We start from the raw sequence: 15,739 nt of genomic DNA, 5'->3' as shown, positions 1-15,739 counted from the left end.
CTGGACAGGCCAGCAAGCGCATACGCGAAGGCAAGGAGCGGCACATGCACAACGGGGGATCGCCGTGGACACTCACTGTGCCCACAGGCGGCGACACACTCCGGCAGGAGCGTCTCACCCGGGATCTGCACGACAGTCTTCGGAGGGCAGACGATCTCGTCGTCGGCTTCCATGACGCCGAAGAACCCGCCGAACCGGGCAGTAAGGGCACAGGCGTCGGCGAGGTGGCTCTCTGGGCCGCCACCACCGCGGCAGTCGCCCGTCCGGCGTCCCAGGTCCTGATCACCCTGATCAAGGAGTGGTGCGCTAAGGAGCGGCACCGCAAGGTCGTGGTCACCGTCGGGGACGACTCCATCAAGATCACCGGCCGTCCGGACGCCGCACAGGAGCGCATGGTCCGGGAGTTCCAGGACCGGGTCGCCGGCGACGACGGCACCGCATCGGATGACGACGCGACGTGACCCGCTTCCACAAGCGCCGAGCTCTCCTGATCGGCAACGAGCACTACGACGATGGCCGCTTCTCTTCGCTGGCCTCCGTAAGGGCGGACGTATGGGGACTCACCCAGGTCCTGAAGCACCACAAGATCGGCAACTTCGTCTCCGTACAGACAGAATCCGATCTCGCCGCCGATGACATGCGAGCAGTCATCGGTGAGTTCCTCCAGGAGCGCGACGAGGACGAACTCGCGTTCGTGTACGTCTCCGGGCACGGTGTGCGCACCGTACGTGACGGCGGCGAGTTCCACTTCGTCGCCAAGGACACCGACTACGACCGGGTGGCCGCGACCGGAGTCAGCGCCGGGTTTCTCAACGACGCGCTGGAGGAGTGCGTCGCACCGCAGAAGATCGTGATGATCGACTGCTGCCGCAGCGGCGGGTTCGCTGTGGGTCTACGTACGTCGGACCGGCAAGGTGACGGCTCCGTGGCCAAGTCCGGCGAGCGGCCCCCGCTGACGAGCAGGGGCGTGTACGTCCTGTCGTCCTCGCGGGCCGGGGAGGACTCGTACGCGGACGCGGGCGGCGGCGATGATGTGAAGCCGTCAGCATTCACCGGCGAGGTCATCGAGGCGCTGCGCACAGGGAAGGTCAGCAAGGACAGCGGCAGCGCGGTGACGGTCAGCGACCTGTTCCACTACGTCAACCGGCGTATGCGTGCCCAGGACAGCGGGCGTCAGGTGCCGGTGCAGTCCGCGCTCGGCGTCGACGACCGCATCGTCATCGCGGACAGCCCCTTCGGCCGGGCCCCCATCCTGAATCCTCTGAGTCCTCGGCCCCGGGCAGCCGCGGGAGAAGCTGCACCGCCACACGCCGTGAAGTCCGCTCACGCACAACCCACCTGGACCAACCTGCTGGACTACTACCGCGAGTGCGTCCTGGCCGAGAGTGCCGAGACACCTCTCATGGACGTGAGTCGGCAGGGCACGTCGTACGTGTGTCTGGACGGCGCGGAGAGGTTCATCTCCGGCGACGTCGACGACGACGGCTGCGTCGCGCTCCCCAAGGAAGCGGGCCCGCTGGTGGATTCAGCGGCAGAGGAGGATGCCGAGCTGTGGGCGGGCTATCCGGCCGTGCTACTCACCGGGCCTCGTACCGGGAGCCCCTGGCGGCAGCCGAAGTTCGCGCCCCTGCTGGTACGCCGGGTCGAGATCGTCCAGGACGAGGGCGAAGTGCGGCTGAAGCCGTACGGGCCGGTCCAGCCACACCCTCAGTTGGCCCACGACTGGCTGGGCGAGGACGAGGCCAACCAGCTCATCGACACGTTTCAGCCGTCCTGGCATCGAGGACAGCACGACCGTATGGCGGTCGAGGTGCGCAACCTCCTCACCCAGGAATTCGAGCTGCCGTGCGTACAGGAGCTCCGTCCCGACCAACTCGCCGACCACATCGACGTGCGCACACCCGGCCACGGGGCCCGCAACACCGCGGTCCTGTTCTCGGCACGCCCCCAGACGAACTTCACGAAGGGGCTTCTCAACGACTTCGCCGGCATCGCCAAACAGACGGACCAGATCGGAGAGACCGCCCTCGGGGTGCTCGCGCCCGACCCTGCGCAGCGCATCCGATGCCTCGCCCACGCGGATCCCGAGCCGGCGAGCCTTGTGACCCCGCTGCCCTGCAACGAGGCGCAGAGCTCGGTTCTCCGGTCCGCTATGACGCGTCGCCTCACCGTGGCCACGGGCCCACCCGGCACCGGCAAGAGCCAGCTGGTCGCCAATCTCGTGGCCACGGCGATCGTGGCAGGTCAGACCGTGCTGGTCGCATCCACCAACAACGATGCCGTGGACGAGGTATGGCGCCGGTGCGACGAGCTGGTGCCCGGCAGCGTCGTGCGCACCGGCTCGGCACGGAAGACCGGCAAGAGCAACGCGGAGCACGAGACCGCCGCGCTCCACGCGCTGCGTACCGGCCCAGAGCCGTCCACCACCGTGGCTACGGCATCCATGGCGACCGCGCTGGCCACCGACCGCCTGGCAGAGGTACGGCGGCAGCTGGCCCACATCGCCGAGACCGAGCTGAAGCTACGCCAGGCAGGCGAGGCGCGAGCCCACCACGCGGAACAGCTCGGGATCACCGTCACCGAACTGCAGGAGCTGCTCGGCGGGCCGCCCCTGCCGAAGGAGCTGGAGGACAGCGCACGCCGCCGTTCCCGCGCGCGCTTCCTCGGATCGTGGCGCCGATCCCGATTTCTGCGCAAGGTCGGCCTGGAGGGATACGCCGGTGATCCCGTCACGGGCTGCCTCGCGCTCGCCGACTTCGCCGCGGCCGAGGCGCAGTGGCATGACGGGCGCGAGCGCGCGGCCGCCGTTGACGACACAGCGCTCACGCGGGCCCTCCGCGATGCGGAGAGCGCCGTCCAGGACGCTTCACACACGTTCCTCGCCACCAAGGTCCGAGCTGCCGCCTGGGCCGGACGGCGCCGCATCATGGAGCTGTTGACGGCTCGGGAGGGCAAACGCGGCGACTGGCCGCAGTTGGGCAGGGTCCTCGGGCGCTCGGGAACTTCGATGAACGCGCCCGCGGTGGCCGGATGGGCGGTCACCAGCCTCTCCGCCCGGCGTTTCCCTCCGGACCCGGCCCTGTTCGACCTCGTCGTCATCGACGAGGCCAGCCAGTGCGCCATCCCGCAAGTCCTGCCCCTGCTGTTCCGCGCACGGCGTGCCCTTGTCATCGGCGACCCCATGCAGCTGACGCACATCACGAAGATCAGCCCACACCGCGAGGCTCTCATCCGGCGCGGGAACGGACTTCGGTCCGACTGGCTAGAGAAGCACCACCTCGCCTACCGGCGCCACTCCACCTTCCACGCGGCCGAACAATCCGCGGGTGGCACGCTGCTTCTCGACGAGCACTTCCGCTGTCATCCGCATATCGCCGGGATCTCCAACCAGTTCTTCTACGACGGTGGACTGACCGTTCTCACCGACACCCGTGGCCGTCCAGCTCTGGCAAACCGCTCCGCCGTCATCTGGACGGATGTGGCCGGGCGGGCCGCCCGGCCTCTGTTCGGTGGCTCCTGGGTCAACGAGAACGAGATCAGCAAGGTGCGCGACAGCATCCGCTACCTGCTGGACCAGCTCCCGCCCGAGGCCACCGTCGGTGTCGTCACCCCCTTCACGGCACAGGCCGAAACCCTGCGCAAGCGGCTGCGCCCGTACGACGAGGAGCGGCTGCGCATCGGTACGGTGCACACCTTCCAGGGCGGAGAACGCGACGTCATGGTGTTCTCACTCGTCGTCGGCGAAGGCATGCACCCGGGCTCCGTCGCCTGGGTCGGTGAACAGCTCAACCTGTGGAACGTCGCCATCACCCGGGCCCGCAGTCACCTCATCGTGGTGGGAGACAAGAATCTCTGGCGAAAGCGGGGAGGTGTGGGCGGCGCGCTGCTTGAGGCTGTGGAGCGGGACGGCCTACCCCTGGGAGGCGAAGGCGAGGACGTACTGCTCAAACGCCTGTACCAGACCCTCTCCCTCGCGGAAGAAGCCGCTGTCACGCTGGGCGAGACGGTTCACGGGTATCCCACGGACGCCGTGGTGCGCGGCGTCGACGGAGCTACCCCCAAAGCCGTGCTTCTCGATCGAGGAGTGGAAGAGAATGGCGACGCGGCACGCCACCTCCGGCTCATGTTGCACCGCCGGAATCTGCTGGGCGATGGTGACGGTGAAGCCGAAGCGGCGCGTTGGCCGGCCTGGCGGCTGTACGACACCGACGAGCAGCGGGGGTGACCTTCGGGCGTTCCGACAACCCGACGAAGTGCCGCGTCTGACGTCGTACCCCGCCAGGGGCTACGGGACAGCGCTTGACCAGGAAGCTCTCTGCTTCAACCTCGACCGGGAGCCACTGACCGGCTTCCGGAAGACCTTGAGAGCCGCCGCCTTCCTGGTCTGCGCACAACGACGCGAGTGCCATATACGGCTATGCAGCCATCGAGGACGTGCTGGAATGCGAGTGCAGAATCGAGAGTTTCGGCGCGTTTGCCGCGCGGATGCAAAGACGAGGGGCACGCTGCGGTCACTTCAGCCGGGTGGATCCGCTGCAGCAGACCCGAGGCACCATGGATTCCTCCCGGCCTGCGACGCGGCAAGAGCCTGACTTGCTGAAGTATCCCGCTCAGGATCCACTAGGACGCTGCCTGACAATCAGCGGCGGAATCCACGGCGGGGATCTCGCGCCTGGACGTTCAGGAACGGTTCGAACCAGGCAGCGACACGGAGATCGCCGATGCCCATGTGCTGGTTCGTCTCGCCGTCCGGGTCCTCGATTCCGTCGAAGCGAGAGTTGTAGAGCATCAGCACGTCGGTGTCTTGGAAGAACACTTCGGAGCACATGTCGAAGTCGTAGTCGTCACGGTGGGTGGGTAGCCTCCCGTGGTCACCAGCGTCATCGCCTTCGTCCCCGCGGTCTCCCGCGTCGCGGATGGCGAGGTGAAGGGCAAGTTCCTCGGCCGTGCAGGTGGGCTCCGGCCACTGCCCGCGTTCGAGGTCACCGGCAAGGTCGTCGGCTGCCCGGGCGAACCGGCGGCGCCACTGGAGGTCGGCCGCGAAGGTCAGCTTCGGGAGATAGGCGAACACTCCCCATTGGCCGTCGTGTTCGTCCCGCACCACCGGCCTGTCACCAAGTTCCTCGCTGTCGTCGTACGCCTGATCGGCGAGCACGCACAGTTCCGTGTAGAGGATGTCGGCGGTTCGGGGGGTGAGTTGCCACTGGCACCGCTCGTCTTCGCACTCCGGGTCGTCGCAGTGCAGCGCCTCCGTCGCGAACAGCGCCGCGAAGTCCGGGGTCTTCTTCCTGGTCGACGGCGGCGCCGGCTCACCTCGGCGGACAGCCGCTGTGTACCGCCAGCCCGCGCCGAAGTCGGCGACCACCGCTTCCTCGCTCCAGTCGGCGACCTCATGCCCGTTCTCGGTGCGCAGCCGCAGGCCCTGAGAGGTATCCGTGACCGTGTCCACACCCTCGATCTCGCTGTCGGACTCCCCCAGCCACATGACGGCCCCGACGATGTCCTCAGGGTCGTCGCCCTCGAGGTCGTCGTATGGCGGGGGCTCCCAGCCCGCGCTCCTAGCTGCCTTCAACACGGCCTGCTGGTCATGCACGTGGAACTCTCGGAGTACCTCTACCCGAATGACCGGACCAGCCAGATCAGCGAGCCGTGCGTCGTTCGGGGTGTGCACGGCGCGCGTGACCGCGTCGACGTCATTGCCCTCGTCCACGTCGTCGTCGCCATCGGCGATCTGCTCCCACTTCAGGAAGCTGCCGGCAGGCATGGGCCAGACGTCCGCGAGGGCGTGCCGTGCGGCACTGCGGAGGGAGGAAGCCGGAGCATCCGGCAGCTGGGCGCACAGCCTCTCCAGCGGCTCGGGATTCCAAGCATCGGCGGAAGAACCGATGGCCTGTTGGAGGATGCCCACTGCTTGCTGCGCGAGTTCGGGGTGCCGACAAGTGAGAACGGCCTGCAGTGAGGCAGGGCCCTCTCGATGGTGGACGAGAGCGAGGATGCGACTCTTGCTAGGGGTGTGCTCGCAGTGGAAGCCGCGGAGCGCGGCCATGGTCGGCTGAGCAGGCATGCGGAGGACTCCGAACAGTGGACGCACGAAACCGTGCGCAGAAGCGAGTGGAGTTCCGCTGGTGGGCACGCTGCTGACGCGCCTCCGGACGGCGAAGACTAGTGCGCTCGGCTGGTTCCCCCGGTGCTACCGGGAGTCCGGACCTGGCTTCCCCAGCTTACTCACACTAAGCAGCCGAGAGTGGTGGAACACCTGCCATCCGGCCTGACCGGTTTTCGGTAGGTGACCTACTCCTCACCGCTAACCTGGTTCGACCGTACGACGCTTGGAGGTGGCCTTGAGGCCGCAAGAGGTGATACCACCGCAACGTCTAAGCCACCTCGAACGCGAGTCCAGGGGTTACCCAGTGATCGCAACGGTTGGGCGTGACGCAGAGGGGGCAAACTTCGGAGCGATCGATGAGCGGCGAAAGCTCGTACTGGCCACGTTCGACTGGTGTGCTGTCTGCGGGCTTCCCTTCGGAGACGAAGCACGATGGCAAGTCCTCCCCCACTTCGGCGACACACCCCTCCCCGAAGAAGTTGGGCTCGCAGAGGCACCCGTACACGAGATCTGCGCTGTCTACTCTGCGCAGGTGTGCCCATTCCTGTCGTCGCAAGGCGCACGTCTCGGGGACGACAAGCGCCGCGGTACGCGTCGCGAGGAAACCGTTCAGGTTGTCGGGTACAGCCGCACCAAGTCGGTCGAGGCGTTCCGTTCCTCGCTCCAGGACGATCTCTTCGTCCTGCACTTTCTCCACGACAAGGTGATCGACTCCTTCTCCTACAGTGGCCCCGAGGAGGTCAAGGAGCGGTACGAGGATCTCCTGGCGGCAGAACTGCGCATCGAAATTCCGGCCGCAGAGAAGGTGCTCATCGACCGGTTCAACGCGATGAGCACCCCGGACGAGCCGACCGGTGACCCAGGCGCAGTGGTAGCTGGCGCCGCCGTCATGATCGGCGCCGGCTTCGCGCCCGACATCTTTCGGGTCCAGGGGATGCGGCGCTTCGACGAACGCGACTCGTACGGGCTTATCGCTCGGCAGTTCCTGGAGCGCAGCGGGCTTACTGAAGCCGCAGCGACCTTCCCTGACGCATCCGGCAAAGCAGCAGCACAATGGCTCCTAGACAAGGGCGATGACGTCCCTGCTGTGCTGTCGCTGTGGCGAGACCTCGGGAAGCAGCGGGTGTCCGGGCGCACGATTCCCAAGCAAAGGCCCGTCGGGCCGGGCCGTAGCGTTGGCAAGAACACGCCCTGCCCGTGCGGGTCAGGACGCAAAGCCCGTCGATGCCACCCTGCAGGAGTACCCGAGTCCCTCTAAGCAGCGTGCAAACTCGCCTCTGCGAAGCGGCCGACGGGGGCAGCGCCGCTTCGCGAAGCGGTCACAGCATCAGGACTTGGGAGAATTCCGGGAGATGATCTTCCTCCGCAGGCCGACCGAGCCCTTGCCGCACCAACCCAGAACTTGCCCCTGACCTGCACCGTTAGCAAGGCGACCAGGTGCCGATCTCGCCCGACCCTCATTCGGGACGAAGAGGTCGTGGGTTCAAATCCCGCCACCCCGACGCTGGTCAGAGGCCCATTCGCTTGATTGCGAATGGGCCTCTGTCATGCCCGGGGGGCCAAACAGGGGGCCAAAGGCTTTTGGTCAAGCCTCGCCTTTGGTGCGGCCGGGCTTGTATTCGAAGATCTCATCCATCGCCTCCGCTCCCTGCGTGATCACGGGGCGGAGCTGCTTGCGGTAGACCGCTTCGGTCGTCGCCTGGCTGCTATGCCCCACCAGCATGGCGATGCGTTCCAGCGGGATGCCGTGATCCGAGAGCAGCGACACGAAGCTGTGCCGGAGCTCCCGGGGCGTCCACTCCGGCTCAAGACCGGCCTTCTTCACGATGGCCCGGAAGTCACGGAACTTCCACCACCTGCCTTGGCAGAGCGATCGTCCGGCGGCTCTTCCGTGTCTTAGTGTCCCCGTGCTGTCGGACGGACCGCCATACCGCGACGTGCGGCGGAACCCCGTTCTCAGCCGTGAGGTAGACGTGGTCCCAGGTGAGAGGGCGCGCTTCCTCCGTGCGGACCCCACTCAGGAGAGCCAGCACGAGGTACGGATACAGCCGTGAACCGCGGGCAGCCACCAGGACGGCCTTCGCCTGTTCCAGGTTCAGGGCCTTGCTCGGTCGGCCCGGCTGGCCTTCTGGCACGGTAACGAGGGCGGCACCGTTACGCATAGCCTTGTCCCGTCGCTGCGCGTGCTTCGATCGACCTGCGCAAGACGGCAAGGACGTCCCGGACAGTCCTGGTGGCCAGCACTTCGGACCGGGCCGTCAGTCAGTCAGTCGTCCACGTCGTCGGCGCTGAGATCTTTCAGCTTCGCCCGGCCAATGTACGGAATCAGGTGCTTGGTCGCGAGCGGGCGGTTCTTGCCCACGGTCTGGTCGTCTCGCCCTTTCAGACCCCGCTCAAGCCAGTAGTCGCTGGCCGCGTTAGCCACCGTGTGGCCGCGCCCTTGGAGGTGCGGGACTGCGAGGGCGGACCGGCCGACCGATGGCCGGCAGAGTGCCCCGAGCCCGAGGCTGCACCACCTGCACGCTGGGCGGCAGCCGCCGAACCGCGACGCCCACCATCCAGACCACCGAACGCTCCCGCCCCGCCGTTTCCGGTGCGGGAGCGGCGCCCGAGCAGACCCCGCCGACCAGCGGCCGGAGGACTGGCCTGCTGTGGCACCCCGTCTCCTCTCCGCTTCTGTCGCGATCCAGCATCGCGTGCGTTCATCCTCTTCCAGGGCTTCAGAGAGCAAAAAACGGACCCTTGTGGGCCATGCGTGGGCCAGGAGCCGTGCACAGCGCTCCACAGCCGAGAAACGCGCAGCTCAGGGTCAGATGGCCGCTGCAATCTGATCGGTCTTGAAAGCCGTCGCAGTGCGAGAGCGGTAAGAGGTTCTCTACTTCATCAAAGCTCCCGGCTGCGCTCCGCTCCGCCGGGCGCGCGGGAGACCCGGCCAGCCACCAGCCGCGGGTACAGACGATGCCTCCGGCGGGGGCGCTCCTGCGTCCGGGATGGCGCGAGGTCGGCGCGCGGGTGCCGGTCGAGTGGGGTTGGGGTGGGTGGCTGCCATCCCGTCCACCGTCGCCCCAGGCAGAGCCGAGCGGGCTTGGCCCCTGGGGCGTACGGCTGTGAGGACTTGTACGTGGCTGGGGGCCGCGCCATGCGGAGATGGCGCGGCCCCCTTCCTGCCGCCTGGTGTTCCTGTCATGCGTGCTGTCCGTGGCGGGTCGTCAGCCGTGGTGTGGCTGCTGCTTGCTGGGTGCGCCGTGCCCGGCGTCGTGCTTGCCGGGCCTGTGCTTCTTGTGGTGACTGCCGTGGTGGTGGTGCTTTTCGCAGTGTCCGCCGCGTTTGATGATGGTGGGGTCGGTGGCGGTGGCGGGGTTGCTGCCGCCTCCGGTGACCGTGGCGGTGTTGGTGACCTGCTTCGGCGCCCTGCAGGACACCTTGACCGTGAGCGCGATCGTCGGGTAGCTGCCGCCGGGGGCGAGGGTGTCGCTGCGGGTGCAGGTCAGTGTGGCGCGGGTGCAGGCCCATCCGGTACCGCGGAGCGAAACGGGGGTCAGCCCCGCCGGCAGGGTGTCGGTCACGGTGACGGCGGTGCCGTCGGTCGGGCCGGTGCCGTGGTTGGTGACCGTGATCCTGTAGGTGTTCCTCTTGCCCCGAACGAACGCGCCGCGGTGCGTCTTGGTGACGGTCAGGGAGGGGAACGGCGGCGTGCCGATGGCCACACCGATGGGGCCGTTGGTGACGGGGATGGTGGTGGTGACCGTGTTCGTGGCCGTGTCGATCACCGACACCGTGTCCGAGTTCCGATTGGCGACGTAGGCGTGGTTGCCATCCGGGGTGAAGGCCACACCGACCGGGGTGGTGCCGACGGCGATGGTGGCGGTGACCGTGTTCGTGGCCGTGTCGATCACCGACACCGTGTCCGAGTTCTGATTCGTGACGTAGGCGTGGTTGCCGTCGGGGGTGATGGCCACACCGACCGCGTTGTTGCCGACGGGAATGGTGTCGGTGACCGTGTTCGTGGCCGTGTCGATCACCGACACGTTGTTGGAGTTCTCATTGGCGACGTAGGCGTGGGTGCCGTCGGGGGTGATGGCCACAAAGGCCGGGGTGCTGCCGACGGGAATGGTGTCGGTGACCGTGTTCGTGGCCGTGTCGATCACCGACACCGTGTTCGCGTTCTCATTGGTGACGTAGGCGTGGGTACCGTCGGGGGTGAAGGCCACACCGACCGGGCCGGCGCCGACATTGATGGTGTCGGTGACCGTGTTCGTCGCGGTGTCGATCACCGACACCGTGTTGGACCCGAAATTGGCGACGTAGGCGTGGTTGCCGTCGGGGGTGATGGCCACACCGACCGGGCTGTTGCCGACAGTGATGGTGGTGGTGACCGTGTTCGTGGCCGTGTCGATCACCGACACCGTCGTCGAACCGAAATTGGTGACGTAGGCGTGGGCGCCGTCGGGGGTGACGGCCACAATGAACGGGGCAGCGCCGACGGTGATGGTGTCGGTGACCGTGTTCGTGGCCGTGTCGATCACCGACACCGTGTTCGAATTGAAATTGGTGACGTAGGCGTTCGGTGTGGGGGCGGCCGCCTGCGCCGGGGCCGCAGCCAGGACCGGCAGGGACAGTCCCGCCAGCATGGCCAGCATGGTCAGGGCCCCGATGACCAGCCGCAAGATGCCCAGGCGTGGCCCGAGCCTGCCCCGGTCCGGTACCGGGCCGCCCTGCGGCCCGGACTCCTTGCCCGCATGTGGGATCACGAATGCCTCGCTTCGTCAGGAAGGGCGGCCGCGACCGGACATACCGTGGGAGCCGACAGCACACCGCAGCCACACACGCAATGTGACCGCTCGCCACTCTATGTAGCTCAATGTGAGAGGGTGGGCGGCACTCCGCAACCAAAGTGCGATGACGAGCCGTTGGACGCACACTGCATATGATCCGATCGACTGACCGTCAGACTGGCTCTGAGAACGGTCCCCGGCGGCTGGAGCTGGACTACGGACCACCCGGCGAGCACGAGTCCGAGTCAGTCGCACGGATGGGGGATCGAACTCCTGAAGCGGGTGTCGGCCCTCAGCCCCAACTCGAACGTTCTGCGGGTCTACGGCTGCCGTCCGGGCAGTCCAGCAGTCTCATCCGCGGCCGTTCGCGGCCGTTCAGCTCTCCTGCGAGCAACCCAGTGGCCCGGCCCGCGGACGACCGCGAACCAGGACGAACGGGGCCGTGCAGAGTTGGAAAGCGTGCACCAACCGAACCGGTGATTGGCCGGGCGCGGTGGGCAAAGGGGGCCACCAGCAGCAGCCTCGTCATCACTGTCGACGACGCCGAGACCGCCGCGCAGCTCACCAACCGACTCCTCGCTCACGGCCGCAAAGGCCGTTGACGTGGTGGCCATCGGCACCCGGGCATGCGGGCACATCGCACACGTGCAGGATCGGGCAGCATCAGCCGGCGAATCCCGGGACCACCAGGCCGGACTCGTACGCGATCACCACCGCGTGCGTCCGGTTCTGGGCACCGAGCTTGATCAGTACGTTCCCGACGTGCGTCTTCACCGTCTCCGGGCTCACCGTGAGGGACTCCGCGATCTCCGGGTTGGACAGGCCGGTGGCCATCGACCGCAGCACCTCCTCCTCGCGCCTCGTCAGGGCCGCCCTCGGCAACGCCTCGGCGGAGCCCAGTGGGCGGGGGGCGACCATTCGGCTCAGTGCCGCCGGGAAGAGGATCGCCTCGCCCGCCGCCGCCACCCGCACCGCCTCCGCGATCTGCCGTACCGGGAGCCGCTTGAGCACGAACCCGCTGGCCCCCGCGCTGAGCGCGGCGGTGACGTAGCCGTCGTTCTCGAAGGTGGTGATCACCACGACCCTCGGCGGTTCGGCCGACTCCGCAAGGAGGTCGCGGGTGGCCTCGATCCCGTTGCGACGCGGCATCCGCACGTCCATCAGGACCACGTCCGGCCGCAGCCGCCGCGCCTGCTCGACCGCCTCGACGCCGTCGGCGGCCTCCCCGACCACCGCGATCCCCGGCTGTGCCGCGAGCAATGTGCGCAGACCGCTGCGGGTCACCTCGTCGTCGTCCGCGATCAGGAGGGTGACGGCCGCGCTCGCGTCGGGGCCGGTCATGCCGACGACCGTACCGGCAGCCGGACCGTCAACCGCCAGTGCCGCGGCCCGTCCGGTCCCGCCTCGAACTCGCCGTGCAGCAGCCGCACGCGCTCGGCCAGCCCTGTCAGGCCGTGCCCGGACGTCGGGAAGGCGCCCCGGCCCGCGCCCGTGCCCGCGCCGGTCCGGTTGACCACACCGAGCTCCAGTACGTCCGGGGCGGCCGCCACCCGGACCTCGATCGGACCGCCCGCCCCGTGCCGCAAGGCGTTCGTCAGCCCCTCCTGCAGGATCCGGTACGCCGCCCGGGAGAGCGTTCCCTGCACCTGCGCCGGTTCGCCCGACAGCTCCGGCTCCACCACCGCGCCCGCGTGCCGCAAGCGGTCGAGGAGCTCGGGCAGGTCGGCCAGGGTCCGGGTCGGCGCCGTCCCCGCCTCCTCCTCGCGCAGCACGCCCAGCACGTAGTCCAGATCCTCCAGCGCGGCCCGAGCCGACTCCTCGATGCTGCGCAGGGCTGCCCGCGCCGCCGCCGGGTCGGCGGAGAGCACCTCGCCCGCCACCGCCGCCTGGATCGTGGTCGCCGTCAGCGTGTGCCCGATCGAGTCGTGCAACTCGTGGGCCAGGCGGTTGCGTTCGGCCAACAGCAGCTCCCGCTCGGCCGCCAGCGCGAGCCGCTCGGCCGACGACGGCCCCAGCAGCCTGGGCGCCGACCACCGCAGGGCGTTCGTCACCACCCCGCACACAGCCGCCGCCAGCACCACGCAGCCGAGCGCCACCACCCAGCTCCAGCCACCCGTCACCCGCACCGACCGGCCGAACAGGCTCACCCCCGCATCGGCGCCGAGCGGCAGGGTCAGGCCCGCGAGGAGCAGCACACCGCTCACCAGCGCCCCCGCCCATCCCAGTGCCACGTGCAGCAGCAGCCAGAGTGGAGTCCGCCATCGGTCGGTGCCGGGTGAGCTCGCGAACCGGCGTACGGCCACCGGGACCGGGTCCGGCAACGGCACCCTCAGCAGTCGACGGGCGAACACGATCAGCGCCCGCCGCACGGTGCGACCCGTCCCGACCGCGCCGATCAGCACCGCCCAGACCAGCAGGGTCATAATCATTTTCGCTCCGTAGGGAGCGGCGGGCCACGCCAGCGCGGGCAGCATCGCGAGGGGCAGCAGCGAGAGGCTCGCCACCGCGCCGCAGAAGGCGAGCAGCATGCCCGAATACGTGGAGCCGCTCAGCAGCGGCCGGATTCCCCTGATCATGATGCGGCCAGTATGACCGTGCAGCTCACCGGGGTCCTCCCCCGATCGAGGGAGCGTTTTCTCCCGCCTTTCCGCGATGTGCGTCCGAGACCCCGGAAGCCAGGATCGTGCCCTGAGCGATCGATCCGGAGGACGGCTGATGAACACGCAAGGTCAAGGTATGGAGAGGTCGCCGCATGGCACGGCGCCGGTCGGAGCGGGCCCGGTTCCCTCCGGCATCCGGGGTCCCGGCCACGGCGTGCGGCCCGCGGCCGGCGGGAACGGCCCGGCCGGGGCCGCCGTGGTGCTGGGGGTCATCAGCTTGACGACCTCGATCGTCTTCGTCGGCGGCCCGCTCGGCGTCATCGGCCTGGTCCTGGGCCTCGTCGCCCTGAGGACGGCCAGGCGGACCGGCACCGGGCGGGGCAGGGCCATCACCGGCCTGGTGGCGTCGGCCATCGCGATCGTGGTGTCCGTCCTGGTCGCCGTATGCACCGTCTGGTACGCCAACAAGACGCAGGAGTGCTACCGGCCCGACAGCCTCCGGCAGTACACGCAGTGCGTGCGCCAGCAGCTCTCCGGAGAGTGACCGGCGGCCGGGCACGCGCCCGGCCTCCCCGACCTCCCGCGCCCGCATGGGCGCAAGGACCAGTGCTCCCGGACCAGTCTCCCCAGGAATGGACACGCATCATCGTGCGAAACACACGGACGGCACCTCTGCTGGCCGCCGGCATCGCGGCGACTCTCGTTTCGGCGCTGACACCCGCAACGGCCTTTGCCGCAGCCGAGATGTCCGCGGCGAAGGACCCGCTGCGGCAGTACACGCGGCAGAAGCTCCAGTGGCAGCGCTGCGACGCGGGGAGCCCCGCCGCCTTTCGGTGCGCGACGGTCAAGGTACCGCTCGACTACGGCGATCCCGGCGGCAAGAAGATCGACATCGCGGTGTCCCGGCTGAAGGCGAGCAGCGCCGAGGAACGTCGCGGCGCTCTGCTGTTCAACCCCGGCGGCCCCGGCGCGCCGGGCCTGAACATGCCCATCGACCTGGAAGCGGACCTCCCCGGGAAGGTGAAGGGACAGTACGACCTCATCGGGTTCGACCCGAGGGGCGTCGGGCAGAGCTCCCCCGTCAGCTGCGGTCTGACTGCCGACGAAATGATCACTGATCGCCCCTACCGGAAGGGGACATTCGCGAAGGATGTGAAATGGGCCCGCACGGTGGCCGACAAGTGCCTGGCCAAGGGGGGTGACACCCTGCGGAACCTCACCACCCGCAACACCGCTCGCGACATGGACGTCATCCGTGCCGTGCTCGGAGAGAAGAAGATCTCCTACCTGGGGTACTCCTACGGCACGTACCTCGGCGCTGTCTACGCGCAGATGTTTCCCAGGCGGACCGACCGGTTCGTGCTGGACAGTGCGGCCGATCCCGCGCGATACGGGCGGGGCATGTTCCAGGAGATGGCCGAGGGAACGGAGCCCGCCTTCACGCGATGGAGCCGGTGGACCGCCCGGCGGCACACGGCGTACGAACTGGGCGATACCCCGGCCGAGGTCCGCAGGACCTTCTGGCACCTGGTCGCCCGCGCCGACCGCAGGCCCATCGACTTCGACGGGGAGTCCCTCACCGGTGACGGCATCCGCGCCGAGCGCCACAGGCTCTTCCACGTCCAGGCGGGCGCCGAATGGATCGCCGGGCTGAAGAAGGCCGCCGAGGGAAGAAAGGCGGACGGGGGCGAGCAGGCGGCCCGGGGCAGGAAGGCGGACCCGTCCGGCTTCTCGCCCGAAGGGGCCCCGGGCCCCGCCCCGTCGGGCTTCGTCCGTGACGTTCCCCCGGACAACGGCGACGCGAGTGCCTGGGCCGTCCTGTGCGCCGATACCCGTACCTGGCCGCGCGACCCCGAGCAGTACCGCCGCGACGCGATCCGCGACAAGGCCCGGTATCCGCTGTTCGGCGATTTCGCGTCCACCATCAAGCCCTGTGCCTTCTGGAAGCCGGGCAGCGAGCCCGCGACAACGGTGAACAACAAGGTCGGAGCATTGATCCTGCAGAACGAGTGGGACCCCCAAACACCCCTGGCCGCAGGCCGGGCCATGCACCGGGCCCTGCGCGGCTCCCGGATGGTCACCGTCTCCGGGGGCGAGGGGCACGGCGTCTACCCCTTCAAGTCCTGCGCGGACAGGAGCACCACGGTCTACCTGACCACGGGCAGGCTCCCGGCCAGGGACCTGACCTGCCGGGCGCCGGAGACCGCGCCGGCTGAACACACCGGGGGTTAGCCCTACCCGGAACCGCGGGGTAACGG

The 15,739-nt window shown here is 68.7% G+C and carries 11 protein-coding genes; 5 read left to right on the top strand and 6 right to left on the bottom strand.

Annotation, left to right across the window (positions count from 1 at the left end; all coding sequences use genetic code 11):
- Positions 1 to 44: 44 nt before the first annotated feature.
- A complete protein-coding gene (locus ACFV8T_RS09390; RefSeq protein WP_099217477.1) occupies positions 45 to 461 on the top strand; it encodes a hypothetical protein in 417 nt (138 codons plus the stop codon).
- A complete protein-coding gene (locus ACFV8T_RS09385) occupies positions 458 to 4,225 on the top strand; it encodes an AAA domain-containing protein (protein WP_385326008.1) in 3,768 nt (1,255 codons plus the stop codon). Before ACFV8T_RS09390 ends, ACFV8T_RS09385 begins: the two co-directional genes overlap by 4 nt.
- A 414-nt stretch (positions 4,226 to 4,639) precedes the next feature.
- Here the strand turns inward: ACFV8T_RS09385 and ACFV8T_RS09380 are convergent, their stop codons facing one another.
- The gene (locus ACFV8T_RS09380; protein WP_385326006.1) at positions 4,640 to 5,764 is read right to left on the bottom strand and encodes a hypothetical protein; all 1,125 of its coding nucleotides are present in this window, start codon (positions 5,762 to 5,764) and stop codon (positions 4,640 to 4,642) included.
- 571 nt (positions 5,765 to 6,335) lie between these two features.
- On the opposite strand from ACFV8T_RS09380, the gene ACFV8T_RS09375 reads away from it, so the two are divergent.
- A complete protein-coding gene (locus ACFV8T_RS09375; protein ID WP_385326250.1) occupies positions 6,336 to 7,364 on the top strand; it encodes a YecA family protein in 1,029 nt (342 codons plus the stop codon).
- Positions 7,365 to 7,691: 327 nt separating this feature from the next.
- Here the strand turns inward: ACFV8T_RS09375 and ACFV8T_RS09370 are convergent, their stop codons facing one another.
- The 5 genes from ACFV8T_RS09370 to ACFV8T_RS09350 form a co-directional block, all read right to left on the bottom strand.
- Positions 7,692 to 7,931 (bottom strand): tyrosine-type recombinase/integrase, encoded by a 240-nt coding sequence (locus ACFV8T_RS09370; RefSeq protein ID WP_385326004.1) that lies wholly within the window; start codon positions 7,929 to 7,931, stop codon positions 7,692 to 7,694.
- Between the two features lie 441 nt (positions 7,932 to 8,372).
- Complete coding sequence (locus ACFV8T_RS09365) at positions 8,373 to 8,531, bottom strand: hypothetical protein (protein ID WP_385326002.1); 159 nt, start codon at positions 8,529 to 8,531, stop codon at positions 8,373 to 8,375.
- 784 nt (positions 8,532 to 9,315) lie between these two features.
- Entirely contained in the window at positions 9,316 to 10,857 is a 1,542-nt protein-coding gene (locus ACFV8T_RS09360; RefSeq protein ID WP_385326000.1) for a beta-propeller fold lactonase family protein, read from the bottom strand.
- A gap of 687 nt (positions 10,858 to 11,544) precedes the next feature.
- On the bottom strand, positions 11,545 to 12,222 hold the full coding sequence (locus ACFV8T_RS09355) for a response regulator (protein ID WP_385325998.1): 678 nt from the start codon (positions 12,220 to 12,222) through the stop codon (positions 11,545 to 11,547).
- Positions 12,219 to 13,457: a sensor histidine kinase gene (locus tag ACFV8T_RS09350; protein ID WP_385325997.1), complete on the bottom strand. Its 1,239-nt coding sequence runs from the start codon at positions 13,455 to 13,457 to the stop codon at positions 12,219 to 12,221. The genes ACFV8T_RS09355 and ACFV8T_RS09350 overlap by 4 nt, the downstream gene beginning before the upstream one ends.
- A 160-nt stretch (positions 13,458 to 13,617) precedes the next feature.
- Here ACFV8T_RS09350 and ACFV8T_RS09345 point away from each other — a divergent pair, with 160 nt between their 5' ends.
- Entirely contained in the window at positions 13,618 to 14,025 is a 408-nt protein-coding gene (locus tag ACFV8T_RS09345; RefSeq protein WP_385325995.1) for a DUF4190 domain-containing protein, read from the top strand.
- 104 nt (positions 14,026 to 14,129) lie between these two features.
- Complete coding sequence (locus ACFV8T_RS09340; RefSeq protein ID WP_385325993.1) at positions 14,130 to 15,713, top strand: alpha/beta hydrolase; 1,584 nt, start codon at positions 14,130 to 14,132, stop codon at positions 15,711 to 15,713.
- Positions 15,714 to 15,739: the final 26 nt, after the last annotated feature.

Origin of the sequence: Streptomyces sp. NPDC059832 (assembly GCF_042731715.1) — a bacterium.
In the GTDB taxonomy this organism is placed as follows: Bacteria; Actinomycetota; Actinomycetes; order Streptomycetales; family Streptomycetaceae; genus Streptomyces.
Note: the sequence above shows the minus strand (reverse complement) of the source record. Positions and strands in the feature narration are given on the sequence as shown.

What these genes read in the sequence shown, in the direction of transcription:
- ACFV8T_RS09390 (WP_099217477.1), top strand. Translation starts at nt 45, where the DNA reads ATGCACAACGGGGGATCGCCGTGGACACTCACTGTGCCCACAGGCGGC.
- ACFV8T_RS09345 (WP_385325995.1), top strand. Translation starts at nt 13,618, where the DNA reads ATGGAGAGGTCGCCGCATGGCACGGCGCCGGTCGGAGCGGGCCCGGTT.
- ACFV8T_RS09350 (WP_385325997.1), bottom strand. Translation starts at nt 13,457, where the DNA reads ATGATCAGGGGAATCCGGCCGCTGCTGAGCGGCTCCACGTATTCGGGC.
- ACFV8T_RS09380 (WP_385326006.1), bottom strand. Translation starts at nt 5,764, where the DNA reads ATGCCTGCCGGCAGCTTCCTGAAGTGGGAGCAGATCGCCGATGGCGAC.
- ACFV8T_RS09355 (WP_385325998.1), bottom strand. Translation starts at nt 12,222, where the DNA reads ATGACCGGCCCCGACGCGAGCGCGGCCGTCACCCTCCTGATCGCGGAC.